Genomic DNA, 14,102 nt, shown 5'->3' on the forward strand with positions numbered 1-14,102 from the left:
CACGGGTGATTCGGGACAGAGGCTCAGGGGCGAGGCTCAGAACAGGGCTCAGGGCCAGCGCTCAGGGGGACAGCGCCCACGGACAGCGCTCAGGACAGACCGAGGTCGTTCCTGATGAAGTCCAGGACCTCAAGAGCCGTCGCCGAGGCCAGCCGGTCCGCGCCGTCGCTGTCCCTGTCGTTGTCGTTGTGGCTGTCGCCGGGGTGGGCGGTGCCGCCGGACTCGTTCCATCGCAGCAGCAGGGACTGCAGCCGGACGGTCACCCGGGACCGGGCGGCGTCGTCCTTGCCCACGCGGGAAAGCGCCGCTTCCAGGCGGTCCAGCTCCGCCAGCACGGGGGCTACCGTCTCCACGCCGTTGGGCACCACCTGTTCCTTGACGTACGCGGCCAGCTCGGCGGGGGTGGGGTGGTCGAAGGTGAGAGTCGCGGGGAGTCGGAGACCGGTGGCGGTGTTGAGCCGGTTCCGGAGCTCGACGGCCGTGAGGGAGTCGAAACCGAGGCTACGGAAGGGGGACTCGGGATGCACGGCCTCGGGCTCGTTGTGCCCCAGGACGACCGCGGCGTGCGAGCGGACCAGCGCGAGCAGGATCTCGAGCTGCTCCGCCGCGTCGTGGTCGCCGAGCCGGGTGCGTAGGGCCGCCGGCCCGGCGTCCGCCGTCGGCCCCGCCCGGCGCGTGGTCTGGCCGGCCAGACCGCGGTACATCGCCGGCATCGGCTGGGAGTCGGCCCGCGCACGCGCAACATCGAGACGTGCGGGGATGACGAGCGGGCGGTGATGGCCGAGGGCCGCATCGAAGAGCGCCAGCGCCTGCCCGGTGGTGAGCGGCTTGATGCCGAGGCGGCCCAGTCGGCTCTGGTCGGTGTGGTCGAGGTGGCTCGTCATTCCGCTGGCCTGTTCCCACAGCCCCCAGGCCAGGGAGATCCCCGGCAACCCACAGGCACGCCGATGCTGAGCCAGCGCATCCAGACAAGCGTTGGCCGCCGCATAGTTCCCCTGCCCCGGCGAACCGATCACACCCGCAGCGGAAGAGAACAGAACGAACGCAGCCAGATCCAAGTGACGCGTCAACTCATGCAGATGCCACGCACCATCCACCTTCACCGACAAGACCGCATCCAGATGACCGGCGGTCAACGAACCCAACGTCGCATCCTCCAACACCCCCGCCGCATGAATCACAGCAGTCAACGGACGCTCCACCGGAACCCCCGCAAGCAACTCCGCCACCGCCTCACGATCACCCACATCACACGCCGCCACCACCACCTCAGCACCCATCTCCCTCAGCTCAGCCACCAACTCCTCCACACCAGGCGCCTCCACACCACGACGACTCACCAACAACAGCCGCCGCCCCTGCCCCGTAGCCACCACATGCCGCGCCACAGCCCCACCCAGCACCCCCGTACCACCCGTAATCAACACCGTCCCCTCCACATCCCACCCCACCGGCAACATCAACACGTTCTTTCCCACATGCCGCGCCCGCTGAAGATGACGAAACACCTCCGGAGCCCGACGAACATCCCAACAAGTCAACGGCAACGGCTCCAACACCCCATCCTCGAACAACCCCAACACCACCCGCACAATCTCCCCCACCCGCCCCGGCCCCGCCTCCAACAGGTCAAACGCCCGATACACCACCCCCGGACACTCCCGCCCCACCACCCCCGCATCACGAACATCCGTCTTCCCCAACTCCAAGAACCGACCACCACCACCCCCAGCCACCAACCGCAACGACGCATCCACGAACTCCCCCGCCAAACAGTTGAGGACCACGTCGATCCCACAGCCGCCACCCGCCGACGCGAAACGCTCCTCGAACTCCAACGTACGAGAAGAAGCAATACGGTCATCCGGGATGCCCTGAGACCGCAGCACATGCCACTTCCCGGGACTGGCCGTCGCGTACACCTCGGCTCCCAGATGCCGCGCCAGCTGCACAGCCGCCATGCCCACCCCGCCGGCCGCCGCATGCACCAGCACCGACTCGCCCGGCTCCAACCCCGCCAGATCCACCAACCCGTAGTACGCCGTCGCGAAGACCACGGGGACCGCCGCAGCCTCCGCGAACGACCACCCCTCGGGCACCCGCACCAACGACGCCCGCTCGGCCACCGCCACCGGGCCGAACGCGTCACCGAACACCCCCATCACCCGATCCCCCACACGCAGATCGGACACCCCCGACCCCACCTCGAGTACGACCCCCGCACCCTCACTGCCCAATCCCCACTGACCCGCCACCATCCCCAAACCGACCAGCACATCACGGAAGTTGACCCCGGCGGCCCGTACCGCCAACCGCACCTCCGACGCTCCCAACCCCACACCACCCGCGTCACACCCCACCGCGGAGAGACCGTCCAGGCTGGCCGAGCCGCGGCACGCCAGCCGCCAGCCGTCCGGCTGCCGCGGCAGGGTGAGGACACCGTCGGCGCCGTCCCCCAGCCGCACCAGGCGCGGGGCCAGGGCACGGCCGTCGCGCAGGGCCAGCTGCGGCTCGTCGAGACCGAGCGCGGCCAGGAGGGCGGCACGGGACTCCTCGGACCCATCCACGTCCAGCAGGGTGAAGCAGTCCGGCTGCTCCGTCTGGCCCGCGCGCACCAGCCCCCAGACGGCCGCGGCGGCCGGGTCCGTCACCTCCTCGACGGGACCGGCGGCCACCGCGCCGGAGGTGACCAGCACCAGCCGCACGCCCGCCAGCCGTTCCTCGCCCAGCCACCGCTGGAGCAGCTCCAGAGCCTGCCGGGTCCCCGCCCGTACGGTCCTGGCCGTGTCCGCGGTGGCGATCGCGCAGGACGCCCTGCCGAGGGCCGGGCGTTCGACCTCGGTGCGTTGGCCCACGGGCCGGGAGTCGACCGGGCCTGCGGCGGTGGCCGGCACATGGGGGCAGACCGCGATGACCACGTCCGGTACGGGTTCGCCCGCGTCCACCGCCCGCAGCAGGTCGTCCAGGTCGGCGAAGCGGGCGAGGTCCGCCGGTTCCGTGAGGTCCGTGGAGTTCGCGGGGTCCGCGAAGCCCGTCCGACCGGCGACGGCCGAGGCCTCGTCCCCGGGCCGGTCGGCGGGAGAGCCGCCGAGACCCGGGCGGTCGGCGGGAGGGCCGCCGACATCCGGCCTGTCTTGGGGGGAACCGATGCCCTTCGGCCGATGGAGGGCCGAGCCGTTGACGCCCGACCGCCGTTCTTCGCTCGGTTGCCCGGTGACGCCCGTTGGCCCGTTGACGCCCGTTGGCCCCTTGCCGGAGCTTGTCGCCGCGAGCGCGGGGACCAGTCCGAGGGCGTCCGCCCCGATCAGCACGCACCGTCCCGCCGTCGGCGTCGGTGTCGGTGTCGGTGTCGGCAGCGGGATGTCGACCCAGTCCACGCCGAACAGCGCGTCGCGTACGGCGGCGTCGGGCGACCGCAGGGCCTCCCGTGGCACCGGCCGCATGGTGAGCGAGTCCACCGAGGCCACCGGGTGGCCGCTCTCGTCGGCGACGGTGACGGCGACCGTCTCCGGGCCGAGCCGCCGCAGCCGGACCCGCAGTGCCGCCGGACCGGCCGCCCGCAGGGAGACCCCCTGCCAGGCGAACGGGAGCCCGCGCTCCGGTCCGCCCGGGGCGGCGGCCTCCGTGCCCAGCGGTGGCACCAGCCACATGGTCTGCAGTGCCGCGTCGAGCAGGGCCGGGTGCAGCGCGAACCGGGACGCGTCCCCGGCCGGCTGTTCCGGCAGACAGACCTCCGCCAGTGTCTCGTCGCCGTACCGCCAGGCGGCGCGCAGCCCCTGGAAGGCCGGTCCGTAGACGAAGCCCGCCTCGGTGAACCGTTCGTACAGCTCGGAGACGTCCAGGGGCTCCGCCCCCACCGGCGGCCAGGCTCCGGTGCCCGCCGCACCGAGGACCGCGTCGTCCGCCAGGCCGATGTGGTCCTCGGCGTGCGCACCGGTCGCGCGGTCGGCGCCGCCGGCAGCGGTCACGGTGCCGCTGGCAGCAGTCACGGTGCCGCTGGCGTGCCGTGTCCACCGGTCGGCCGTCGGCGCACCCGCCTCGCCCCCGGTGTCGTCGGCCGGGCGGGCGTGGATGCTCAGCTCATGGCGCCCGGAGTCGTCGGACGCGCCCACCGTCACCTGGAGCACCACCTCACCGCTGTCGGAGAGGGGGAGCGGGGCGTGCAGGGTCAGCTCCTCCAGCCGGTCGCAGCCGACCTGGGCCGCCGCCCGCAGCGCCAGTTCCACGAAGGCGGTGCCGGGCAGCAGAAGGACATCGCCGATGGTGTGGTCGGCCAGCCAGGGGTGCGTGCGCGGCGAGAGCCGTCCCGTGAGCAGCCAGCCCGCACCTTCGGCGAGACCGATCGCGGCCCCGAGCAGCGGGTGCTCCGCCGCGTCCAGCCCCGCGCCGGTCACATCGCCGCTCGTGGCCGGGGCCGGAAGCCAGAAGCGTCGGCGCTGGAAGGGGTAGGTGGGCAACTCGACCTGACGCGCCGCCGGCTGGGGTCGTCGGTCGTAGTGGCGGTGCCAGGACACACGCGCGCCGTGGGCGTGGACGGTGGCGAGCGCGGTCAGGGCGCTGCGCGACTCGCACCGCTCCGGGTGGAGGAGCGCGGCGACGGTGGGGGAGTGGTCGGCGAGGTTGTGGTGGACGAGGGTGGTGAGGGTGGTGTCGGGACCGAGCTCGAGGAACGTCGTCACACCTCGGGCGTGGAGTCGTTCGACGGCCCGTGCGAAGTGCACGGTACGCCGGGCCTGGAGGGCCCAGTACGCGGCCGTCCACGGAGCCTCGTCCCGGCCGTCGGCGCCAGCGTCGACCCGGTCGTCCTCGTCGTCCTCCGCCCCGGTGACGAGAGGTGTGTGCGGCCGGTGGTACGCGAGGGTCTCGGCGATGCGCTCCATCTCCGGACGGAGGGCGTCCATGTGGGGGGAGTGGAAGGCGCCGCTGACCTGGAGCGGGGTGACCTTCCGCCGCTGGGCGCGGAAGGACTCGGCGAGGTCGTGGACGGCGGTGCGGTCACCGGTGACGACCAGGGAGGAGGGGGAGTTGACGGCGGCGATGTCGACCCGGTCCGCCAGGCCCGCCAGCCGCGGCCGCACCTCCGCCTCGGTTGCCTGGACGGCGATCATGGCACCGGTGGTGGGAAGGCCCTGCATGGCGCGGGCGCGGGCCGCGACGAGCGCCGCGGTGTCGGGCAGGTCGAGGATGCCCGCCAGGTGGGCGGCGGTGAGCTCCCCCAGCGAGTGGCCGGCCAGGTAGTCCGGGGTCAGCCCGAACTCCTCGGCGACGAACCGGTGCAGCGCGGTCTGCACCGCGAAGAGTGCCGGTTGGGTGTACACCGTCTGGTGGAGCAGCGCCGACGCCTCACTCGTCTCGTCGGCGAACAGCACCTCCAGCAGCGGGCGATCCAGGTACGGGTCCAGATGGGCGCACACCTCGTCCAGCGCTCGGGCGAAGACCGTCGACGTACGGTAGAGGCCCAGGCCCATGCCCGGCCGTTGGGTGCCCTGGCCCGAGCAGACGAACGCCAGCTTCCCCCGTCCGGTGGCCGTGCCCCGGACGACCCCGCCGTGCGGCTCACCTGTCGCCAGGGCGTCGAGGGCGCGCAGGAGGTCGTCGCGGCCGGCGCCGAGGAGTACGGCCCGGTGCTCGAACAGCGCCCGGCCCGTGGCGAGGGAGCACCCCACGTCGGCGACGTCGAGGTCGGGGCGGTCCGCCAGATGGGCGCGCAGCCGCCGGGCCTGAGCCCGCAGCGCCTCCTCGGACCTGGCGGACAGGGCCCAGGGAAGGGGCAGCGGATCGGAGGAGGCGACGGGGTGCGCGGCCGCGGCCGCATCCGTGCCTGTCTCTGCGGCCGCATCCGTGCTCGTATCCGTGCCTGTCTCCGCAGCCGCATCCGTGCTCGTATCCGTACCTGCCTCTGCGGCCGTGGACGGGGCCGCGGCCGTGGTGGCCACCGTGCGTGAGTCGGCCCACGCCGGGGCCTGCTCCAGGATGAGGTGGGCGTTGGTGCCGCTCACCCCGAACGAGGAGACGCCCGCTCGTCGCGGTCGCCCCGTGTCCGGCCACGGCCGGTCCTCGGTCAGCAGCCGCACCGCCCCCGACGACCAGTCCACATGCGGGGAGGGCTCGGACACATGCAGGGTGCTCGGCAGCAGCCCGTGCTGGAGCGCTGCCACCATCTTGAGGACCCCGGCGATCCCGGCCGCCGACTGGGTGTGACCGATGTTGGACTTGACCGTGCCCAGCCACAGCGGTCGGTCCGCCGGGCGGTCCTGTCCGTACGTGGCCAGCAGGGCCTGCGCCTCGATGGGGTCGCCGAGCGTCGTCCCTGTCCCGTGGGCCTCGACCGCGTCCACCTCGGCGGCCGTGACTCCGGCGCCGGCCAGGGCGGCACGGATCACCCGCTGCTGCGCCGGTCCGTTCGGGGCGGTCAGGCCGTTGCTGGCGCCGTCCTGGTTGACCGCGCTGCCGCGGATCACCGCCAGTACCCGATGGCCGTTGCGCCGGGCGTCGGACAGCCGCTCGACCAGCACGATGCCCACGCCCTCGCCCCAGCCGGTGCCGTCGGCGGTGCCGGAGAACGCCTTGCACCGGCCGTCCGGCGCCAGTCCTCGCTGACGGGAGAACTCGACGAAGTTGAACGGAGTGGTCATCACGGTGACCCCGCCCGCCAGCGCCAGCGAGCACTCGCCGGCTCGTAGCGCCTGACACGCCAGATGGAGCGCCACCAGAGAGGACGAGCAGGCGGTGTCGACGGTGACCGCCGGACCCTCCAGCCCGAGGACGTACGAGACGCGTCCCGAGGCCACGCTGTTGTTGCTGCCCGTCAGGGCGTAGCCCTCCGACAGCCCCGGCGGCGCCTGCCGCAGCTGCGCGGTGAAGTCCTGCGCGTTGCTGCCGGTGAACACGCCGGTCGGGCTCGATCGCAGGTCCTGCGGGTTGATTCCGGCCCGTTCGAGGGCCTCCCAGGACGTCTCCAGGAGCAGCCGCTGCTGCGGATCCATGGCGAGCGCCTCGCGGGGGCTGATGCCGAAGAACTCGGGGTCGAAGTCTCCCGCGTCGTGGAGGAAGGCGCCCTGCCGGCTGTACGAGGTGCCCGGCCGGTCGGGGTCCGGGTCGAAGAGCCTCTCCAGGTCCCAGCCACGGTCGGTGGGGAAGTCCCCGACGGCGTCCCGGTGCGCGGTGATGAACGCCCACAGATCCTCGGGGGAGCGGACGCCGCCCGGGTAGCGGCAGGCACAGCCGATGATCGCGATGGAGCCCTCGAGCGTTCCGTCCGTGCGGAGGGCGCCGGATCCGTCGACCGTGCCGGTGCCCGCCACGTCGAGCGTGCCGGGCTTTGCGAGCGTCCCGCCGCCGGCCGCGACGAGCGTGCCGATGCCGCCCGCGTCGGGCGCGTCCGGTTCCGCCAAGAGGCCGCGTTCATCGGTCGCGGCTGGGCCGTCGCCGGTGATCGCGCCGCCCCGCCGCGCACCCGGCCCGCCGCCGTCGACGGCCGCGGCCGCTGGGGAGGCCGCCGCGCCGGCCGCGCCCTCGGGAGCCGGTGCGGTCAACTCCGCGAGCAGATGTGTCGCGAGCCGGTCGGGCGTCGGATGGTCGAAGGCCAGCGTGGTCGGCAGCCGCAGGCCGGTGGCGGCGGTCAGCCGGTTGCGCAGCTCGATCGAGGTGACGGAGGTGAAGCCGAGATCCCGGAACGCCCGGTCCGTCGCCATCGCCTCCGCGGAATCGGAGTGCCCGAGGACGGCGGCCGTATGGGAGCCGACGAGGTTCAGGAGCGTATGGCGCCGCTCGGTGGAACTCTGGCCGGCGAGCCGGGCACGCAGCTGGGCGACGGGATCGGAGACACCGTCGACCACACCGTCACCGGAGGCGCCGGCCGTCCGCGGCGTGGACCCGCCCGGCACGAGGTCGCGGGTGTGCGGGGCGGGCGGGAACCTCCGCCAGTCGACGTCGGCGACGACCAGTTGGGCGTGGGGCGAGACGACGGCCCTGTCCAGAGCCGCCAGCGCCAGCCGCGGCGCCATGGGGAGAAACCCCCGCTTGCGCAGGTACGCCTGTGCCGTGTCGGTGCTCGCCAGTCCCTCGCCGTCCCAGTTGCCCCAGGCGATGGCGGTCGCGGCGAGCCCCAGCGCCCGGCGGTGCTGGGCGAGGGCGTCGAGATAGGCGTTGGCGGCGGCGTAGTTGGCCTGGCCCGCGGCGCCGAACGGCGCCGCGACCGAGGAGAAGAGGACGAAGGCGTCGAGGGGGAGGTCCCGGGTGAGGGCGTGCAGATGGTACGCGGCACGCGACTTGGGACCGAGGACCGTCGTGAGGTGGCGCGGGCTCTGCGCGCTGAGCGTGTTGTCGTCGAGGACGCCGGCGCTGTGGATAACCGCGGTCAGGGGGCGTTCCGGGGGGATACTGGTGAGGAGGTCGGCGAGGGCCTCGGGATCCGCGGTGTCGCACGCGGCGAGGGTGGAGGCGGCGCCGAGGGCGGTGATCCGCTCGCGCAGCGCCTCCGCTCCGGGCGCGGCGGCGCCGCGGCGGCTCACCAGCAGCAGATGACAGTGGGGGTGATGCTCGGCGATCCGCAGAGCGAGCTGGGAACCGATGGCTCCGGTGCCGCCGGTGACGAGGACGGTGCCGCGAGGCGTCCAGGAACGGGTGCCGCCCGCCGCGGCGACCGAGGTGATGCTCCTGGCGGCGCGGATGGTGCGGCGGGTGCGGAAGCCCGTGCGGCGCAGGGCGAGCTCGTTCTCGCCGTGGTGGGTGGACAGGGCTGCGGCGAGGTGGCGCAGGCTCGGTTCGGTGAGGGTGGCGGGCAGGTCGATGAGTCCGCCCCACAGCTCGGGGTGTTCGAGGGCGGTGGTGCGTCCCAGGCCCCAGACCATGGCTTGCAGGGGGTGATCGAGGCGGTCGCCGGGGCCGGTGGCGACCGCGTCCCGGGTGAGGCACCACAGCCGTGCCGCTCCGTCATCGCGGTTGATCAGGGCCTGGATCAGCGCGAGAGTCAGCGCGGTGCCGGCCGGGACCTCCGGATGGAGCGGATGCGGGGTCTCGTCGAGCGCCAGCAGCGAGAGCACACCTTCGACAGGGATGTTCCCGTCGGCGAGCGCCCTGGCGAGCCGCCGGCCGAGGAGCGCGGGGTCGACGTCCGTGTCGTCGAGGAGGAACGGGGTGGTGGAGAGTCCCTGGCGGGACAAGCCGTCGAGGAGGCCGCGGACGAGCGGGTCGTCGGCCTGACGTGTCGGTACGGTGACCAACCAATTGCCGCCCGGTGACAGTGGACGGGTGCCGGACAGGCTGACCGGCTTCCAGAGATCGCGGTAGGTCCAGCCGTCGGTGACGGCCTGGTCGCGCCGTTCAGCGCGCCACGCCGAAAGGGCCGGCACCAGCACGTCGAGCGAGGCGCCCGGATCGACGCCGAGCAGGGCGGCCACGGTGTCGGGGTCCCCGCCCTCGACGGCCTGCCAGAAGTGGCCGGTCGTGACGTCCCTGTCCGGGCTCTGGGCAGGTGCCTTGGCCTCGGCGGCGCCACGCTCGACACCGCCGTCGCCGTGCAGCCAGAAGCGTTGCCGTTGGAAGGCGTAGGTGGGGAGGTCGACGGGGTGCGCAGTGGACGTGTGATGGTGCTGGCGGTAGTGGTGGCGCCAGTCGACGGTGTGGTGGTGCACGTGGGCCTGGGCGAGGGCCGTGAGGAGCTGACGGGTGTCGTCCTCGTTCCTGCGGAGGGTGCTGATCACAACGGCTGGCACGAGCCTGTCGGCGCTCTCGGCGGGGTCGACGCCCTCGGCGCCCTCGGCGACGTCAGCGTGTTCGGCTGCGTGGGAGTCGGTGCCGGTGGCGCGTTCGGTGGTGTCGTGGAGGGCGGGGGTGAGGGTGGGGTGGGGGCTGATCTCGATGAAGGTGCCGTGGCCCTGATGGTGGAGGGCGCGGACGGCGTCGGTGAAGCGGACGGGATTCCGCAGGTTCCGGTACCAGTACGCGCCGTCCAGCTCCGTCCCTTCCAGGGGCCGGTTGTCGACGGTGGAGTGGAAGGGGATCCGGTGCGGCTGAGGGGTGATGGTGGCGAGCTGGGCCCGAAGTTGGTCCTCGACGGCGTCGATGTGGGGGCAGTGCGAGGCGTAGTCGACCGGAATCCGCCTGGTCCGCACGCCGTCACCCTGGAAGTGCCGGAGGGCCGCGTCGAGCGCGTCGGTGTCGCCGGAGATGACGGTGGTGCCCGGTCCGTTGAAGGCGGCGACCCACAGCCGGCCGGGCCAGCGTCGGGCCAGGACCTGGGCGACCGTATCCGCGGGTTGGAGGATGGAGGCCATGCCGCCTTTGCCGCGCAGCGCCTGGAGCGTCCGGGAGCGGAGGGCGACGACGGCGGCGGCGTCGTCGAGGGTGAGGACCCCCGCGACATGGGCGGCGGCGATCTCCCCTTGGGAGTGTCCGACGACAGCGTCAGGCGTCAGGCCGTAGGACTGGTAGGTCCTGGCGAGGGAGACCATGAGGGAGAACAGGACCGGCTGGACCACGTCCGCGCGGTCCCACACCGGATCGTCGGCCGGCCGGTGCAGGACGTCGATCAGGCCGCGGTCGACATGCGGCGCCAGCGCCTGCTCACACGCGGCGATGGACTCGGCGAAGACGGTGGAGGTCTCCAGCAGTCGCAGCCCCATCCCGGGCCACTGACCGCCCTGGCCGGGGAAGACGAACACCACCCGCCCCCCGGCGTCGGTCGATCCACCGGCCGGACCGGCCCCGGCCGCGGCGTCGGGCATGGCGGTGACCACGCTGGCGGTCGGCTCTCCGGAGGCGAGGGCGTCCAGACCGTGCAGGAGGTCGGAGCGGTCCCGGCCGATGATCACGGCACGGTGTTCGAGGGCGGATCGACCCGCGGCCAGTGTGTGGCCCACGTCCGCCGGATCCAGGTCGGGGGTGCCGGCCAGGAAGGCGCGCAGCTTACGCGCCTGAGCATGCAGCGCCGCGCGCGACCCGGCCGAGACCACCCACGGCAGGGTGCGCGGAGTGGTCGGCTCCTGCGCGGCGGTCTCCTCGGGGGGGGCCTGTTCGAGGATGACATGGGCGTTGGTGCCGCTCACACCGAAGGAGGACACGCCCGCGCGCCGGGGGCGTCCCGTCTCCGGCCACGGTTCCGCCTCCGTCAGCAGCCGTACCGCCCCCGTCGACCAGTCCACGTACTCGGAGGGCTTGTCCACGTGCAGCGTGCGCGGCAGGACGCCGTGCCGGATGGCCTGCACCATCTTGATGACCCCGATGACACCCGCGGCCCACTGGGTGTGCCCGATGTTCGACTTGACGGACCCGAGCAGCAGCGGCCGGTCCGGCGGTCGGTCCTGCCCGTACGTCGCGAGCAGCGCCTGGGCCTCGATCGGATCGCCCAGCCTGGTGCCCGTGCCGTGGCCTTCCACCGCGTCGACATCGGCGGTCGACAGTCGGGCGTCGGCCAGGGCGGCCCGGATGACGCGCTGCTGCGAGGGGCCGTTGGGGGCGGTGAGACCGTTGCTGGCGCCGTCCTGGTTGACGGCGGAGCCGCGCACCACGGCCAGGACGCGATGCCCCAGCCGGCGGGCGTCGGAGAGCCGCTCCAGCAGCAGCATCCCCGCGCCCTCCGACCACCCCGTGCCGTCCGCCCCGGCGGCGTACGCCTTGCAGCGGCCGTCCGCCGACAGGGCGCGCTGCCGCGAGAACTCGATGAACATGCCGGGCGTCGACAGCACCGTGGCCCCGCCGGCCAGAGCCAGCGAGCATTCCCCCGACCGCAGCGCCCGGGCCGCCAGGTGCAGCGCGACCAGGGACGAGGAGCAGGCCGTGTCCACCGACAGCGCCGGCCCCTCCAGGCCGAAGACGTAGGAGATCCGGCCGGACGCGGCGGCGCCGAGGTTGCCGGTCAGCAGATAGCCCTCCAGCTCCTGCGACGCCTGGTGCAGACGGGGGCTGTAGTCGAGCGGGGCGACGCCGACGAACACCCCGGTGCGGCTCCCGCGCAACGACCGGGGGTCGATGCCCGCCCGCTCGAAGACCTCCCACGTGGTCTCCAACAGCAGTCGGTGCTGCGGATCCATCGCCACGGCCTCACGTGGGGCGATCCCGAAGAACTCGGCGTCGAACCGGTCGGCGGCGTGCAGGAAACCGGCTTCGCGCTGATAGTGCCTTCCGTGCCGCGCCGGGTCCGGGTGGTAGAACTCCGCCGGGTCCCACCCGCGGTCGGTGGGGAAGGGAGAGAGCGCGTCGGTGCCCTCGACCACCAGGTCCCACAGCTCCTCGGGAGTGTCCGCGCCCCCGGGGAAGCGACCGGCCAAGCCGATGACGGCGATCGGGTCCTCCGTCGCCTCCGCGGCATCCCCGCCCGGCGGGCCGCCCTGACCGGCCGCGTCCCCGTCGAGGACGCTCTGCCGCCCGAAGAGCGCGTCGTGCAGGTGGTCGGCGACCGCGGCGGGGGTGGGGCGGTCGAAGGCGAGGGTGAAGGGCAGGACGAGTCCGGTGGCGTCGTTGAGCCGGTTCCGCAGACCCACCGCGGCCACGGAGTCGAAACCCGAGGCGATGAAGGTCTCGTCGTCCGCGATGACGGGAGCGACCGCGGACCCGGACTCGCCCGCGCGCCCCAGCACCCGGGTCGCCTGCGCGCGGACCAGTTCGCGCAACCGCCGCTTCCGCTCCGCGACGGGGAGCGGGGCCAGCTCGTCCACCAGAGCGCGCTGGTCGAACTCCTCGGCTTTCGCGGCGGCCGAGGCACCCGCGGAGCGGGTGGCGCCGTCGCGGCCGTGGGAGCCGCCGGCCCCCGCCGCCTCGCCGGATCCCGCGGCCGCGGGCAGGTCGACGCGCCGACCGCCCGGCACCGAGAAGGCCGCCGCGGGGTCATCCAGGGCGCCCCGCACATACAGTTCGGCCAGCGCGGTGTGGAAGCCGTCCATGCCGGTGCGGTCGCGATGCAGCGTCGGGGCGATGACGACACGCTCACCGCCGACCACCTCCTCGGCGATGGCCTGTATGGACATGGCCAGCGTCGGGTGCGGGCTCAGCTCCACGAAACAGCGCTTCCCCTGCCGCAGCACCTCCGCCATCGCGCTCGCGAACCGGACCGTCGAGGCGATGTTGCGGTGCCAGTACGCCGCGTCCAGGCCCGTCGTCTCCAGCGGCCCCCCGGTGACGGAGGAGTGGAAGGGCACCCGTGCGGGCCCCGCGGTCACGGAGCCCAGCAGGCCGAGGATGTCGTCCCTGAGACAGTCGACGAACGGAGAGTGCGCGGCGATGTCGATCGCCACCCCGCGAGCCCGGACCCCTGCCCGTGTGAGCTCCTCCCTCAGCTCCTCCGTCGCCTGCCGATCCCCGGAGACGACAGTCGCCATGGGGCCGTTGACGGCGGCGATCGCGAGCCTGCCGGGCCAGCGCCGCAGCAGGGGGGCGAGCTGATCCTCGGGCCAGGCGACCGCGAGCAGGGTGCCCGAGCCCGCCATCGTCGTCTGCGCCCGACCGCATCCGATCACCACGCGTGCAGCGTCGGGCAGCGACAGGGCGCCGGCCACGTGCGCGGCGGCCATCTCCCCGATGCAGTGCCCCACGACCGCCGACGGCTCGACGCCATACGACCGCCACATGGCGGCCAGCCCCACCATGACGGCGAACAGCGTCGGCTGCACCACGTCGGTCCCCTCCAGCGGCGGCGCGCCCGGCGCGCCCCGCAGCACCGCCTCCGGTGTCCAGTCCACGTGCGGCGCGAACGCCTCGGCGCAGGCGTCCATGGACCGCCGGAAGGCGGGGGAGGTCGTCAGCAGGTCCGCCGCCATGCCGGGCCACTGGGTGCCCTGCCCCGGGAAGACGAACACCACGCCGCCGGCCACCGCGGTCGCCGTGCCCCGGATGACCCCGGGGTGCTCCTCGTCGCGGGCCACCGCGTAGAGCCCCCGCAGGAGGCTCTCCCGGTCCGGCCCGAGCACCGCCGCACGGTGCTCCGCCGCCGGGCCGGCCGTCGCCAGCGTGTGACCGATGTCCTCGGGCCGCAGCAGCGGATGAGTGGTGACGTGATCGTGGAGCCGCCGCGCCCACGCCCGCAGGGCGGCGCCGGTATGCCCGGAGAGGATCCAGGGGGAGCCGACGACTGCGACATCACTCTGGGGCTCAGGCAACGGGACCGT

At 73.6% G+C, this 14,102-nt stretch carries 1 protein-coding gene; it reads right to left on the bottom strand.

What is annotated here, in order from left to right:
* Window positions 1-89: 89 nt before the first annotated feature.
* Window positions 90-14,093 carry a type I polyketide synthase gene (locus LRS74_RS32160; RefSeq protein ID WP_277744312.1) on the bottom strand — a complete coding sequence of 4,668 codons (14,004 nt, stop codon included), beginning with the start codon at window positions 14,091-14,093 and terminating at the stop codon, window positions 90-92.
* Window positions 14,094-14,102 lie beyond the last annotated feature (9 nt).

The sequence above is a fragment of the Streptomyces sp. LX-29 genome (assembly GCF_029541745.1).
In the GTDB taxonomy this organism is placed as follows: Bacteria; Actinomycetota; Actinomycetes; order Streptomycetales; family Streptomycetaceae; genus Streptomyces.